Source organism: Halosolutus sp. YCN4, assembly GCF_059736495.1.
Map to the genome: position 1 here is coordinate 153390 of NZ_JCASSM010000004.1, position 13828 is coordinate 167217.

Below are 13828 nucleotides of genomic sequence, written 5' to 3' on the forward strand. Positions count from 1 at the left end.
TGTTCTGTGTGGATCCTATAAATAGGTTGAGGACGACTACTCTGTCTCGACCTGCTCCGCGATGTCGTCGACGACCTCGGGGTTGCGAAGCGTCGAGGTGTTTCCGAGTTCGTTCCCGCTCGCGATGTCCTCGAGCAGCCGGCGCATGATCTTGCCCGATCGCGTCTTGGGCAGTTCGGGCGTGAAGATCACTTCCTCGGGCTTGGCGATCGGCCCGATCGAGTCGAGGATGCCCTCGGCGGCCCGCTCCTCGAGTTCCTCGTCGCCCTCGTAGCCGTCTTCGGGGATCGCGTAGACGTACACCGCTTCGCCCTTGACCTCGTGGTCGCCGCCGACGACGGCGGCTTCGGCGATTCCCTCGACGCCGACGACGGCCGACTCGATCTCCATCGTCCCGAGCCGGTGGCCGGAGACGTTGATCACGTCGTCGACCCGGCCGAGGATGGTGATGTAGCCGTCATCGTCGATCTTGGCCCCGTCCTCGGGGAAGTAGACCCACTCGTCGGCCTCCTCGTCGGAGTACTCCTGCCAGTACTCCTCGATGAACCGGTCGTCGTTGTTGTACAGCGTCCGGAGCATGCCCGGCCACGGGTTGTTGACCGTGACGTAGCCGGCCTGGCCGGCGTCGACCTCCTCACCCTGCGCGTCGACGACGCGCGCGTCGATGCCCGGTAGCGGCGGCCCCGCGGAGCCGGGTTTCATGGTATTGACACCCGGCAGCGTGGTGATCATCATGCCCCCGGTCTCGGTCTGCCACCAGGTGTCGACGATCGGGCACTCCTCGTTGCCGATGTGCTTGTAGTACCACTTCCACGCGCGCGGGTTGATCGGCTCCCCGACGGTGCCGAGCAGTCGCAGCGAGGAGAGGTCGTGATTCTCCGTGTACTCGGCGCCCCACTTCATGAACGCCCGGATCGCCGTCGGTGCGGTGTAGAAGATGTCGACCTCGTTCTTCTCGACGATCTCCCAGAGGCGATCCTTGTCGGGGTAGTCCGGCGTTCCCTCGTACATCACCGACGTCGTGCCCAGCGCGAGCGGGCCGTAGACGATGTAGGAGTGGCCGGTGATCCAGCCGATGTCCGCCGAGCACCAGTAGGTGTCGTCGGCCTCGATGTCCAGCACGGCGTGGCTCGTCCAGGCGGTGTACGCGAGGTAGCCGCCGGTGGTGTGCTTGACCCCCTTCGGCTTGCCGGTCGTTCCCGACGTGTACATCAGGAACAGCATGTCCTCGGCGTCCCGCGAGACCGGTTCGACCGTCGCCCCCTCGTGCTCGGCCACCAGCTCGTCGTAGTCGTGCTGGTTGTCCGCGAGGTCGTGCTCTAAGTCGTCGCCCAGCCGATCGACGACCACTACGTCGGACACCTCGTGGTCGACGCCCTCGAGACCCTCGTTGGCCTTCGAGATGTGATCGAGCGCGTCGCCGCGGCGGTAGTAGCCGTCGCAGGTGACGAGGTACTCGCTGTCCGCAGAGTTCATCCGCGTCGCGAGCGCGTCCGCCGAGAAGCCGGCGAAGACGACCGAGTGCGGTGCGCCGATGCGGGCACAGGCCAGCATCGCGATCGGCAACTCGGGAATCATCGGCATGTACAGCGTGACGACGTCGTCCTCCTCGACGCCGAGGTCCCGCAGGGTCGCTGCGAAGTCCTCGACCTCGTCCAACAGTTCGTCGTAGGTGTACGTCCGCGTCTCGCCGAGTTCACCCTCCCACTCGATCGCTACGCTGTCGCCGGCACCGTCCTCGATGTGCCGGTCGAGACAGTTGTACGACGCGTTGAGTTCGCCGCCGGTGAACCACTCGTAGAACGGTGCGTTCCCGTCCTCGAGGACGGTGTCGTACTCCTCGTCCCAACTGAGCAGGTCGGCGGCCTGCTCCCAGCACTCCGGCCAGTTCTCCTCGAACTCCTCGTATACCCCCGGATCAGTGACGTTTGCCTGCTCGACGAACGACTCGGGCGGCTCGAAAGCCTCCTGCTCCTCGAGTCGTGCCTCGAGATCGGCGTTGTCCTGTGACATGGTACAGCCAATCAATCGAGTACCCACTTAGTAAAGCCGGCCTCTAGTTGTACAAAATCGACCCGATTCTCGGAGGAGTACCTAGCATATATTGACTGTTTTAAGACATGATAGCCGGTTTCGACGGCCGTTTTGCCCGGGTATCGACGGCGCGGCGGACCATCACCGGACGGTCCGCGTCGACTGCGTGGCGAACCGTCCGTGATTTCAAACGGTTCGGACGAAATATCTAGAGATATAGTACCGGATCGATCGCGATCGCTTCGTGTGCACCTCGTCGTGATCGCCGGCGGCCGTCCAGTCAGTCGACGCTACTCGTCCGGATCGTCGAAGAAGGTCCGGAGCAACTCGTGTTGCCCCTTCCGGAGGTGGTTGTGTAACGTCGGGGAGGAAACCCCCATCGCGTCGGCGACTTCCTCGGCCGTGCTCTCCCGGGGCCAGTCGTAGTAGCCGCCGAAATAGGCCGCTCGAAGCGCGGCCTCCTGGCGGTCCGTCAGCCGATCCTCGAGTCCCTCCCGGAACTCGCGTGCCGTCTGGACGGTTCGCTCGGCCTCGCGTTTCCCCACCAGTTCGGAGTCCGGGAACGTAGAGCGAAGGCCGTCGAGAATCGTCCGGACGTCGGCGTCGGCCGCGCAGTCGCCGGTGATCGTCGCCGATCCGCCCTCGAAGACCGCCTCGTGGACGGTCACCCCGTACTCGGTGAGCGTGACGATCGGGCAGGAACTCTCGATGACGAACTCGACGCGCCAGCCGTCCTCGTCGGTCTCGATCAGCCGGCAGTCGTCGATTCCGGGCGCAGCGTCCGCGAGGTCGAAGACGTCGGCCGGCGACGCCCCCTCGAGTCGGACGTAGTAAAGCTGCGTCGACTCCTCGATCGGAACCAGCGAGTCGAGTTCGAACCGGCATCCGAGTTTGCGCGAGGCATCGACGAAGAACGATCGACCGTCGCGACAGGCGACCTCGAGTTCGATGACGCGATCGGACAGCAGGAGGTTCCGCCGGCGGATCGCGGCGATCGCGTAGCCGACCTGCCGGCCGATCGTCTCGAGCCACGCCCGTTCGTCGTCGTCGAACGCCCCCGATCGCTCGCTCGCGACCGAGAGCGTCCCGTAGACGGTGTCGCCGTAGGTGAGGGGGACTCTCGCGACGGCGCCCTCGAACGTGCCGTCCTCGAGGGTCGCTTCGATATCGTCCGCGACGGTCACCGCTCCGTCTCCGGATTCGTCGACTCCCGGGTCGGATCGACCGATCCCAGCCGTCGATCCGTCCCTGCGCCACTCGTCCGGAACGACTCGATCGACGACGCCGGGGTCGATTCCGCTGGACGCGCGCCACTTCCGGCGGCGATCCGACATGGTCGCCCGGTCGATCCAGGCGAACTCGTAGGCCCGTCCGTCGGCGAGTGCGACACACGTGGCCGTCTCGACCTCCTCGTGGTCGGTCGACTCGAGCAACGCGTCGGTCACAACCCGGTGTCGCCGCGAGACCGCGTAGCGCCGATCGAGTTCGTCCCGGCGTTCGCGAACGGCCTCGAGTTCCTCGTGGACGGCCGTCGTGTCGCGGACGAAGACGGCGAACCCGCGGTGGCGACCCTGGTCGTTTCGAAGCGGCGAGACGACCTCGGTCGCGTGGAACTGCGAGCCGTCCTTGTGGACGCGCCAGCCGGCGGTTTCGCAGCCCGACTCGTCGAGCGCCGTCGAGAGCGTCCGTTCCGGAACGCCGTCCTCGACGGCGTCGTCGGTGTAGAACGTCGAGACGTGGGTCCCGACGATCTCGCCGGCCCGGTAGCCGAACATCGCGGCCGCGCTGCGGTTCCAGCGTTCGACGTAGCCGTCGGCGTCGAGGCGCACGAGGGCGTAGCGGTCGCTGGCGGCAAGTAACAGTCGAACGACGCTGTCGTCGCTCACCGCGGGACCGGACCGGTGGTCACTCGATCGGGGACCGGAGGGACCCTCGACGGCGTCGAAGGCGTCGACGATCTCGGTATCCGTCGGCTCGGGCAGGTAGGACTCGAGGGCTTCGAAACTGCGCCAGCCGCCCGCACTCTTGACGACGCGGGGGTTCACGTCGTGGTCGACCAGCGCGGTGTGGGCGAAGTACTGTCGGAGGTCGCTCGTGGAGACGTCGCCGAGGCCGGGGTCGTCGAACAGGTCGCTCGCCCGATCGGCGACGTCCGAGACCAGCATCTGGAGCCGACGCGGCGTCACGGTGAAAATCCGATCGTCGGCGGAGAGGTCGTTACTCCGGGCGTACCGTTTCAGTTCGCGTTCGACGCGAGTCGGCAGGTACGCGGTCCGGCCCCCGCTGTCATCGTCGGACGGCACCCGGACGAGGTACCGGGGCGGATCGATCCGGACCTGCTCGACGTCGTCGATCGTGAGCCGCGTCAGTTCGGCCGGCCGGAGTCCGACGTCCCCACAGAGCCGGATCACCAGCGCCTCGCGGTAGGTCTCCGCGGCGTCCAGAAGCGATTCGTACTCCCGCCGCCGGAGCACGGCCCCCGTCATCCCCTCGAGACTCATGGGTCTGGTTCGGTCATTCTGGTGACGCGAACATAACTGTATCGCCTCTCGTTTCCGTCTGCGCGAGAGTTGCGAGTACGACGACGGTCGATGGCGGGAACGGGATTTCGCCAGCGTAGAAATTGCGAAACGTTACGAGTCGCGTACGTTCCCGTCGCCCTCGTCGCCGATTTCGGCCTGGATCTCGCCGACGATCTCCGGGTTCCGAAGCGCACTCGTGTCGCCCAGTTCCTCGTCGTTCGCGACGTCCTCGAGCAGACGGCGCATGATCTTGCCCGATCGCGTCTTGGGGAGTTCCGGGGTGAACACCACCGCCGCGGGCCGGGCGATCGTACCGATCGTGGATTCGATGTTCTCGAGAATCGATCGGCGGACCGCCCCGTCGGCGTCCGAACCGCTCTCAGTGCTCACGTACGCACAGATTTCGGTGTCGCCGGCCCCGGTCGTGCGACCGACGACGGCGGCTTCGGCGACGCCGGTGACGTCGGCGATCACGGACTCGATCTCCATCGTGCTCAGCCGTCGTCCCGACACGTTGATCACGTCGTCGACCCGGCCCAGCACGGTGATGTAGCCGTCCTCGTCGATCCGGGCCGCGTCGCCGCTCTCGTACCACCACCGGTCCGTCTCGGGATCCGAGAACCGGGTCCAGTACTCCTCGATGAACCGATCGTCGCCGTCGTACAGCGTCCGGGCCATCCCCGGCCACGGTCGGGCGAGGACGAGGTAGCCGGGTTCGCCCGGTGGGACCTCCGATCCCGAGTCGTCGACGACGCGGGCGTCGATTCCCGGCAGGGCCGGCCCCGCAGCGCCGGGTTTCATCTCGTCGACGCCGGGGAGCGTCGAGACCGTGATGGCTCCCGTCTCGGTCTGCCACCACGTATCGACGATCGGACACGCCCCGTTACCGATGTGCTCGTGATACCACTCCCACGGTCGCGGACTGATCGGCTCTCCGACGGTGCCGAGCAGCCGCAGGGAGGAGAGATCGTGCTGTTCGGGATACTCCTCGCCCCACTTCATGAATGCCCGAATCGCCGTCGGCGCGGTGTAGAACACGTCGACGGCGTTCCGATCGACGATCTCCCAGAGCCGGTCCCGATCGGGGTAGTCGGGGGTCCCCTCGTACATCACAGTCGTCGTGCCCAGCGCGAGCGGGCCGTAGACGATATAGGAGTGGCCCGTGATCCAGCCGATGTCGGCCGCACACCAGTAGGTGTCCTCGGGTTTGACGTCCAGGACGGCGTGGCTCGTCCAGGCGACGTGGGCGAGGTAGCCGCCCGTACTGTGGACGACGCCTTTCGGCTCGCCGGTCGTCCCGGAGGTGTACATCAGGAACAGCATGTCCTCGGCGTCGCGGGACACCGGATCGACGGTCTCGCCGGTGAACTCCGCGCAGAGATCGTGGTAGTCCCGTTCGCCCTCACCGAGCACGTGGGGGAGGTCGTCGCCGAGTCGATCGACGACGACCGTCTGGACGTCGTGGTCGAGCGCGATCCGGGCGTTGTCGACCTTGCTCTTCTGGTTGAACGCGTCGCCGCGGCGGTAGTAGCCGTCGCAGGTAAGCAGGTACTCGCTGTCGGCGGCGTCCATCCGGGTGGCGAGCGCGTCGGCCGACAGCCCGGCGAAGACGACGCTGTGAGGCGCCCCGATCCGGGCACAGGCCAGCATCGCGATCGGGAGTTCCGGGATCATCGGCAGGTAGATCGTCACGACGTCGTCCTCCCCGACGCCGAGTTCCCCCAGTGCCGCCGCGAGTTCGTTGACCTCAACGAACAGGTCCTGATAGGTGTAGGTCTCGCGTTCGCCGCGTTTGCCCTCCCACCTGATGGCGGTGTGGGTCTTTCGCCCGGCCTCGATGTGCCGATCGAGACAGTTGTACGATGCGTTCAGTTTCCCGCCGGTGAACCAGCGGTAAAACGGGGCGCCCTCGTCCTCGAGGACGGTGTCGTACGGTTCGTCCCAGGTGAGTAGATCGGCAGCCTGCTCCCAGCCTGCCGGCTCGTCGAACTCCTCGTGGATCCGGTCGTCCGTCACGTTCGCCTGGTCGACGAACGACGGGGACGGATTTCGAGGCGACCCGGTGGGGGCGGGTCGCTGCCGACCCCACCCGTTCCGATCGTCCATGTATCGTCCGAATCGAGGACGGTCAGACGAATAAACGTTCCTCCAGCGATGCGAAATCGGCACCCGGTCCGCGGAGTGACCGTCGGACGCCCCGACCGATCGGGTGCGTTCACCGAACCCGTTCGCCGACCGTTCGGTTAGAACTGGTCCCCCGTCGAGTCGATGTCCGAGATTTCGTTGGGGTCGATCTCGTCGGAGGGGCGACGAACGACGTAGACGTCGTACCGGTGGTCGTTCGCAACTGGGCTCCCGACGCTCGACTGCGGTGCGATCACCGATCCGGCGTTTTCGGAGCCGATGAACACGACGGAGGCCTCGACCTCGGCAGCGACGCGTCGGATCTCCCGGACGACGTTCGTCGTCGCCGTCGCCGTCGGTTCGTCGGAACTGACCCGCTCGACCCGGACCGTCGCCTCCGGCGCGACCTCTTTAGCTCGCGATCGAAGTCCCGACTCGATCCGCTCCGACGCGAACGGTTCGCCTTGAGTGATCCAGCCCCGTTCCACGGCGTAATCCGCATCGTCGGGGATTACTGTCAGCACGACGACGTCTTCGTCGAGCAGGTCGCCGAAGGTCGACGCTTTCTCGAGCGCGTTCGTCGCCAGTTCCGAGCCGTCGAAGGGGACGAGGAGTGTCATGGCGTTATCTCTAACGAGAGCGGTGGTAAATGTTCGCCCTCCCCCTCTCGAACGAATTTAAGAACAGAGAACACGTTTTTAATTTCCAACGACGAGCACCGGCCGATCGGCGAACCTGACGACGCCGTCGACGGTACTCCCGAGCAGTGCCCGCCTGAGGTTCGATCGACCCTCCGCCCCCACGACGATGACGTCGACGTCACGATCTGCCGCGTAGTCGACGATCTCCTCGTGGGGAACGCCCGATCGAATCGTCGTCTCGACGCCGATGCCCGCCTCGCTGGCGGCGGCCTCGACGGCTGCGATCGATTCCGCCGCCTGCTCGCGAAGCGCGCGTTCTGCTTCCTCGGGGTCGACGATCGCGTTGTCGTAGGCCGTCCGGGTCTCGACGACGGCGATGCCGAACAGGGCGGCGTCGAATCGTGTCGCGAGTTCGATCGCGTGCTCGGTCGCGTTCATCGCGGCGTCGCTACCGTCCGTGGCGACGAGGATCCCGTCGTACATACCCGACGAGAGGGGGCCCCGACACTAAACTCCCACACCCGATAGTGGTGACGCTCCCGATCGACCCGCAACGAGCCAGTAGTCTGGTGTTCGCCCGGTCGAAGTCCTCTAAGCGTCGATTTCCTCGTCCGCAGACACTGCTGCAACGACGTTCTGGACGTACCGCATGCTCGTCGCGATCGACATGACGCCGTCCATCAAGCGCTGCTGACTCGCCCCGTCGGGATAGATCCGGTACTCGACCTGTACCGTCTCGGCGTCCCGCAACTGGCAGGCCGTACCCTCGGGATCGAGAAACGTGTAGAACCCCGGCGTCGACGCGAGCATCGGTCCGACGTACTCCAGTAATTCGCTCCGTCGTCGATCGTCCCGGAGCAGATCCCTCGCGCGATCGGTGTCGAACCCGCTTCGACCGACGATCCGAACCGGTCCGAACGGTTCCTCTTTGATCACGTGTACCGGCAGCCGCGAGAGTTCGATCTGGAAGTTGAACTCGGTGTCCTCGTCCGCGTGGCGCGTGACGTCCCTGATTGCCGTGTCGTCCAGCCAATCGCGGACCTGTTTCTCGCTGACGTGTCTCGACATAGGAGTGCCACGACCGATACGAGAATAAGGCTTCAGCGCGCGGTATCCTGCCGTCGCGATCGGGTTCCTCAGTTCTTCTTCGGCATCGTCGAGTGGCGCCTGACGGCGCGCATGTCCGCTCGCTCAGATGGCGGCGGCGCCATCGTGGAGTGTCTCGAGGACCCGCTCGACCCGCTCCGAAGGTCCTGGTCCGCGCCGAGAAGGCCGTCCTCGTCCGTCCCGAGGACTCCGCCTTCGTCCGCGGTCTCGGCATCTGCGGTCTCCTCCGCTTCGGTCGTCGTCTCCTCGACTTCGTCGTCCGCCGACGTCGCCTCGTCAGTCTCGTCACCGGACGCCTCGCCAATCGCCGCTTCCAGTTGCTCCTGGAGCGACGAGACGTCGTCGCCGAAGTCCGCCACCCGATCGGACAGGGTCGATCGGATCCGGTCCTCGAGATCGTCCGTATCCTCGTCTCCGGACCCGGGTTCGCCCTCGGACTCCGCCTCCGCCCCGGCTTCGTCGCCGGGTTCGTCCCCGGCCTCGCCCTTTGACGACTCCGAAGTTCCGCCCCCCGACTCGATCGCCTCCCTGAGGCTCCCGACCGCGTCGTCGAGGTCGCCGTCGCCGGTCCGATCGGCCAGGTTCGCGAGGTGCAGTACCCGCTCGAGATCGGCCACTCGCTCCGGATCGCCCCGCGCGATCGCGTCGGGGATCGTGTCCGGTTCGGAGCCGTCGGGAAGCGTGTCGAGACCGACCGCGGCGAGCAGGTCCTGCGGATCGGCCGAGTCGACGATCTCGCTCGCTTCACGGACGGTCTCGTCGAGCGACGGCTCCTCCGAGTCCGCGCGCTCGTGAGAGAGGGCCGCCTTGCTCGCGGCGTCGGCCTCGGTCAGCAGTTCGTCGACGCGTTCGGATAGATTTTCGCTCATGTGTTTGCTTGTCCGTCGGACCACGATCGTCGACTGTGGTGGTTACTCCGCTTCCTGGGTCGCCTCGTCCGCAGACTCTCCGTCCTCATCCGCCGGCGCCTCGTCATCGCCCGCCGTCGCCCCGTCGTCGCCCGTCACCGTCTCGATGATCTCGTCGGTCATCTCCTCCCGACTCAGATTCGCCTTGACGTCGACGTCCTTGGCGATCGACTGGAGGTCCTGGTAGGACATCACCCCGAGGAAGTCCGCCAGCGTCTCCCGCCTGAGATCCTCGAGGTCTTCGACCGACGGTTCGGAATCGGATTCGTCCTCGTCGGCCTCCTCGGCCGCTTCCTCGCCTTCTGCCGCTTCGTCCTCTTCTTCTTTCTCTTCAACCGCCTCCTCGTCTTCCTCTAGCGTCTCCTCCTCTGCCTCTTCTTCGCCTTCCTTTGCCGCTTCCTCCTCTTCTTCTGCCGTTTCGTCCTCCCCAGCCGCCTCCTCGTCTTCGATCGCCGACTCGCCGCCGGCCTCGTCGCGATCGAGCAGGCCTCCCAGTCGACCCCCGTCGGTGACCGACCCGGCCAGCGATTCGAGGGCCCCCCGCCCGCCGAGTTGGTCCAGGGCGTCACCGAACCCCTCCCTGACTCCCGACGTGACGTCGGATCGAAGCTCCGAGAGGTCCTTTTCCTCCTCGACACCCTGGGCGAGCGCCTCGTGGACCTCGCGGCCGATCGAACCGCCCAGTTCCCGACCGATCCGCTCGCCGAACCGGCGGCCGACTGCCGCCCCGATCTCGTCGCCGTCGATCTCGTCCTCGAGTTCGCCATCGCCGAGCAGTTCGGCGACGCCGACCTGATTCGTGACCTCGTCGGTGACGGCCTCCGTCAGCCCGGCCTCGTCACTCATCCGCGTCACCTCGCGTCGATCGATCGTCGATGGAACGAGTCGTCGTCACGTGACTAGTCCTCCTCGTCGCTGTCATCGCCGTCGTCTTCGGCCTCCGTTTCGTCACTCTCGTCGGCAGTGTCTTCGTCCGTCTCGGCTTCGGCTTCGGCTTCTTCGCCCTCGCCTTCTGTCTCTTCACCCTCTGCCTCCTCGGCTCCTTCTTCGTCGGCCGCTTCTTCTGCTTCCTCGGCGGCTTCTTCGTCTTCCTCCGCTTCCTCGACTGCTTCTTCTTCCTCCGCTTCCTCGACTGCTTCTTCTTCCTCCGCTTCCTCGGCGGCTTCTTCCTCCTCCGCCTCGTCTTTCTTCCCGAAGAGTTCCTCGACGACGAGGTGTCCGATCGATCGGCCGAGGGTTTCGCCGAGCTTGCGCCCGACGACCGCGCCGATCATGGCACCGAGGGCCTCTCCGAGTGGTTCGTCTTCGTCGATCTGGTCCTCCCACTGGGTTCCCTCGATCAACTCGTTGAGGTTGATGTTCTCGGTGATCGATTCGTAGTCGATCCGCTGGGTCATCGATTCGGTTTCCTGACTCATTGTTATGTCTCCGCCGGCGCGCCTTCTCGCTCCTGTGCATCCGCCTCGTCGCGGTCACCCTCCGGCTCGAGTTGCTCGAGGAGTTGCTGGATCACGCTCCGAACGATCGTCGCGATGACCTCCTCGACCGGGAGTCCCGGGACGAGACCGACGAGTTTCTCCTTCAGCCAGCCCGCCGCGCCCGACAGTTTCGATCGGACCCACTGGGCCGCCGAGGCGATCCGTCCGGGTTCGGCCTCCGCTTCCTCGGTCGGTTCTTCCTCGGCCTCCGCTTCCTCGGTCGGTTCTTCCTCGGCCTCCGCTTCCTCGGCTGGTTCTTCTTCGGCCGGTTCTTCCGCCGCAGGCTCTTCCGCCGCTTCCTCTTCGACCGCTTCTGTCTCACCCCGACTGAAGAGGCTCCTGAGGAAGGCCCCGGGTTTACGGACCAGATCGCTGAGCCCGCTCTTTACCCGCTCCGACAGGGAGCCGAGCCACTCCCTGGGCTTGCCGAGTATCGACTTCAGCTTGTCCGTCAGGGAGCCGAGCCACTCCAGTGGCTTCCCCAGCAACGACGTCACCTTGTCCAGCAGCGCACTCGGGCCGTCCAGCAGGCCCGTCACCGAGGACAGCAAGTTCCCGAGCAAATTTCCACCCCCGGGCCGGGCCGAGACGTCGAGGGTGACCGGGTTCAGGTTGACCTCGAGCCCGAGCAGGTCCAGGAACAGGCCGTCGAGATCGAGGTGCAGGACGCCGGAGGCGTCGTCACCCTCGTACACGGTTTCGGCGTCGTCGGCGTGGCCCTCAGCGCGATCGTCTTCGACGAGGTCTCCAGTTGCGTCCAGTCCCGCTTCGGCTTCTTCTTCAGCTTCGTCTTCCCCCTCTTCCTCGGCCTCTCCTGACTCTTCTTCGGCCTCTTCCTCGGCCTCTCCTGACTCTTCTTCGGCCTCTTCCTCGGCCTCTGTTGACTCTTTTTCAGCCTCCTCTTCGGTCCCTTCTGTCTCTTCCCCGGCGTCAGCCTCACCATCGTCCTCTGCCTCCTCTTCGGCGTTTGCCTCGCTCTCGTCGTCCGCCCGGGGTTCGGCCTGTGCCTGCCCGCCGTCGGTCATCACACGTCGGGATGACTGGGCCCGTCGATCGGCCGCATCGTGACGGCTCGAGGAGGATTCGACCACTACGGGATCCGAACACTCCTCGTCGCCATCATCTCCTAATCCCGCTGTCATTATTCGGGAAAACAGATGGGAGACAGCGTTGTGGTGGTTTCCCTTGCGTGTGCGACTACGAACAGAACCGACAACCGGACGCGATCGACGGCCCGGCGCTCGGGAGCGAACGCCGGCGTCGATCGAACGGGCAGTTACCCGTCGATCGATCCGACGTGAACGGCGTACTCGCCGCGCGTCTCGCCCTCGTCGTGGTACTCGACGGGTTCCTCGATCGCGGCGATCGTCCCGTCCGCGATGGCGGCGGCGGTCGCGATCCCGTCGAACCCCTCGACGCCGCCGGTGTCCGTCTCCCGATCGAACCAGCGGACGGCGTGGGTCCCGGGATCCCGGACCCGGAAGTTCTGCGCGCAGGGCGCGACGATCGTCCCGTCGGCGGCCTCGAGTCCGTGGACGAAGCCGCGAACCGCGTCGTCCCACAGGAGGTCACCGTCGACGTCGACGGTCGCGACGCGGTGTTCGTTCGGGTGCCGATTCTCGGTTTCGCGGCTCTCCTCGGCGTAGGTGTTGCCGGTCACGAAGGCGACGCGACCGTCGCTCGCGGAGACGTGGTTCGGGTAGGCGTACAGCGTCTCCCCGTCGATCTCGGTCTCCACCGCGAGATTGACCCACCAGCGCTCGGCACCGCCCGGCCCGAGCAGGTAGCCGCGCTTGTCGCCGTGGCTCGCGACGGCGAGTCGATCGCCGTCGAACGAGACGTCGCCGACGCGCCGATCGCCCGGCGTCCCGGGATCCCACGTCCATTCCGGGTCGCCGGTCGCCGCGTCGAGGACGACGAGGCCGTGATCGTGATCACCCAGACAGCGGTTGTAGCCGACAGCCAGCCGGTCTCCGTCGGCGGCGAGGTCGATCGCGATCGGCGAGGCGTCGGTCTCGTACCGCCAGCGAACGGTACCGTCGGGGTCGAACGCGAGGACGGTGCTGTACCAGCGCCGGTCCTCGCCGTCCCGTTCGTACCGACGGGTCGCGGCGTAGAGCCGTTCGTCGCCCGCGTCCGTGTCGCCGGTCTCGATCGCGACGACGTACGGCAGGTAGAACACGGAGTCCGTAACGGGGTCGCCGACGTCGGCCGCGGCGTCGTAGCGCCACTGCTGGTTCCCGGTTTCGGCGTCGTAGGCCGCGATCGCCCCCGTCTCGCCGCGGCCGGCGACGACGATCGTGTCGGCGTCGGTGCCGCTCCCCGTCCCGGACCCGTCCCCGAGCGTCGCGATCCCGACCGCGTGATCCGGGTGGGAAGCCGTCCACCGCGTCTTGAGGGAGTCGGCGTCGAACGCGGTGACGGTGCCGTCCCACTGTCCCGTGAGGACGAGGTCGCCGGTGACGTGGACGGCCGATCGGGTCCACATGTGGCGACTCCGGGCGGTCTCTATCTCGCCGAGGGTGATTTGCCGGAACTCGCCGTTTCGATCGGCTCGTGTATCGGTGTCGGATTCGGAACTCACCATTCTCACTCCTCTACGGGGAACGTTTCGTGGAGGGTGTCGTGCGCCTCGCCGAGGCCGTCGACGATGCTCTCTCCCTGCGCAGTGAGTCGCTGGACCGCGCGCTCGGCGTTACGAACCTCGAGCAGACGGCCGCGGGTGTAGTCGTAGGCCGGATCCTCGCGATCCATCGTCGCGACTGTTTCCTCCAGGTCGACCAGCGCCGCGTCGAGATGGCGCTGGAGTTCGACGAGGCTCTCGGCGTTCGCGAGCCCCTCGATCGGTCCCTCCAGGTGGCCCGCGAGTTCTTTCTCCGCGTGTTCGCGGGTGCTCTCGTCCCCGACGCCGAGGACGGTCATCAGTCCGAGTCGTAGCGCTTCGATTTCGTGACAGCTCATGCGTGTTCGTGGTGAGTCGTATCGGTCGTCGTGTGTTCGGGAAGCGATGCGAT

General features: G+C 66.2%; 12 protein-coding genes. All 12 read right to left on the reverse strand.

All coding sequences use genetic code 11. From position 1 onward, the window contains the following. Window positions 1–36: 36 nt before the first annotated feature. Window positions 37–2013 carry an acetate--CoA ligase gene (acs, locus tag AC6I6X_RS15450; RefSeq protein WP_497931440.1) on the reverse strand — a complete coding sequence of 659 codons (1977 nt, stop codon included), beginning with the start codon at window positions 2011–2013 and terminating at the stop codon, window positions 37–39. A gap of 311 nt (window positions 2014–2324) precedes the next feature. Next, window positions 2325–4535: a bacterio-opsin activator domain-containing protein gene (locus tag AC6I6X_RS15455; protein ID WP_497931441.1), complete on the reverse strand. Its 2211-nt coding sequence runs from the start codon at window positions 4533–4535 to the stop codon at window positions 2325–2327. Between the two features lie 132 nt (window positions 4536–4667). Next, window positions 4668–6662: an acetate--CoA ligase gene (gene acs, locus AC6I6X_RS15460; RefSeq protein ID WP_497931442.1), complete on the reverse strand. Its 1995-nt coding sequence runs from the start codon at window positions 6660–6662 to the stop codon at window positions 4668–4670. 137 nt (window positions 6663–6799) lie between these two features. Continuing rightward, window positions 6800–7300, reverse strand: a complete 501-nt coding sequence (locus AC6I6X_RS15465; protein ID WP_497931443.1) for a universal stress protein — start codon at window positions 7298–7300, stop codon at window positions 6800–6802. A 78-nt stretch (window positions 7301–7378) separates the two neighbouring features. Continuing rightward, window positions 7379–7804 (reverse strand): universal stress protein, encoded by a 426-nt coding sequence (locus AC6I6X_RS15470; protein ID WP_497931444.1) that lies wholly within the window; start codon window positions 7802–7804, stop codon window positions 7379–7381. Between the two features lie 108 nt (window positions 7805–7912). After that, window positions 7913–8389, reverse strand: coding sequence for a DUF2299 family protein (locus tag AC6I6X_RS15475; protein ID WP_497931445.1), 477 nt, complete (start codon window positions 8387–8389; stop codon window positions 7913–7915). 68 nt (window positions 8390–8457) lie between these two features. Further along, window positions 8458–9297 carry a hypothetical protein gene (locus tag AC6I6X_RS15480; RefSeq protein ID WP_497931446.1) on the reverse strand — a complete coding sequence of 280 codons (840 nt, stop codon included), beginning with the start codon at window positions 9295–9297 and terminating at the stop codon, window positions 8458–8460. 42 nt (window positions 9298–9339) lie between these two features. Next, complete coding sequence (locus AC6I6X_RS15485; protein ID WP_497931447.1) at window positions 9340–10182, reverse strand: hypothetical protein; 843 nt, start codon at window positions 10180–10182, stop codon at window positions 9340–9342. Between the two features lie 53 nt (window positions 10183–10235). After that, window positions 10236–10754, reverse strand: a complete 519-nt coding sequence (locus AC6I6X_RS15490) for a hypothetical protein (RefSeq protein WP_497931448.1) — start codon at window positions 10752–10754, stop codon at window positions 10236–10238. Between the two features lie 2 nt (window positions 10755–10756). Continuing rightward, window positions 10757–11956 (reverse strand): DNA primase, encoded by a 1200-nt coding sequence (locus AC6I6X_RS15495; RefSeq protein ID WP_497931449.1) that lies wholly within the window; start codon window positions 11954–11956, stop codon window positions 10757–10759. A gap of 134 nt (window positions 11957–12090) precedes the next feature. Beyond that, on the reverse strand, window positions 12091–13401 hold the full coding sequence (locus tag AC6I6X_RS15500; RefSeq protein WP_497931450.1) for an outer membrane protein assembly factor BamB family protein: 1311 nt from the start codon (window positions 13399–13401) through the stop codon (window positions 12091–12093). Between the two features lie 2 nt (window positions 13402–13403). Beyond that, window positions 13404–13775: a DUF3209 family protein gene (locus tag AC6I6X_RS15505; RefSeq protein ID WP_497931452.1), complete on the reverse strand. Its 372-nt coding sequence runs from the start codon at window positions 13773–13775 to the stop codon at window positions 13404–13406. Window positions 13776–13828: the final 53 nt, after the last annotated feature.

What these genes read in the sequence shown, in the direction of transcription:
- AC6I6X_RS15495 (WP_497931449.1), bottom strand. Translation starts at nt 11,956, where the DNA reads ATGACAGCGGGATTAGGAGATGATGGCGACGAGGAGTGTTCGGATCCC.
- AC6I6X_RS15480 (WP_497931446.1), bottom strand. Translation starts at nt 9,297, where the DNA reads ATGAGCGAAAATCTATCCGAACGCGTCGACGAACTGCTGACCGAGGCC.
- AC6I6X_RS15505 (WP_497931452.1), bottom strand. Translation starts at nt 13,775, where the DNA reads ATGAGCTGTCACGAAATCGAAGCGCTACGACTCGGACTGATGACCGTC.
- acs (WP_497931440.1), bottom strand. Translation starts at nt 2,013, where the DNA reads ATGTCACAGGACAACGCCGATCTCGAGGCACGACTCGAGGAGCAGGAG.
- AC6I6X_RS15465 (WP_497931443.1), bottom strand. Translation starts at nt 7,300, where the DNA reads ATGACACTCCTCGTCCCCTTCGACGGCTCGGAACTGGCGACGAACGCG.
- AC6I6X_RS15470 (WP_497931444.1), bottom strand. Translation starts at nt 7,804, where the DNA reads ATGTACGACGGGATCCTCGTCGCCACGGACGGTAGCGACGCCGCGATG.
- AC6I6X_RS15500 (WP_497931450.1), bottom strand. Translation starts at nt 13,401, where the DNA reads ATGGTGAGTTCCGAATCCGACACCGATACACGAGCCGATCGAAACGGC.
- AC6I6X_RS15455 (WP_497931441.1), bottom strand. Translation starts at nt 4,535, where the DNA reads ATGAGTCTCGAGGGGATGACGGGGGCCGTGCTCCGGCGGCGGGAGTAC.
- AC6I6X_RS15485 (WP_497931447.1), bottom strand. Translation starts at nt 10,182, where the DNA reads ATGAGTGACGAGGCCGGGCTGACGGAGGCCGTCACCGACGAGGTCACG.
- AC6I6X_RS15475 (WP_497931445.1), bottom strand. Translation starts at nt 8,389, where the DNA reads ATGTCGAGACACGTCAGCGAGAAACAGGTCCGCGATTGGCTGGACGAC.
- acs (WP_497931442.1), bottom strand. Translation starts at nt 6,662, where the DNA reads ATGGACGATCGGAACGGGTGGGGTCGGCAGCGACCCGCCCCCACCGGG.
- AC6I6X_RS15490 (WP_497931448.1), bottom strand. Translation starts at nt 10,754, where the DNA reads ATGAGTCAGGAAACCGAATCGATGACCCAGCGGATCGACTACGAATCG.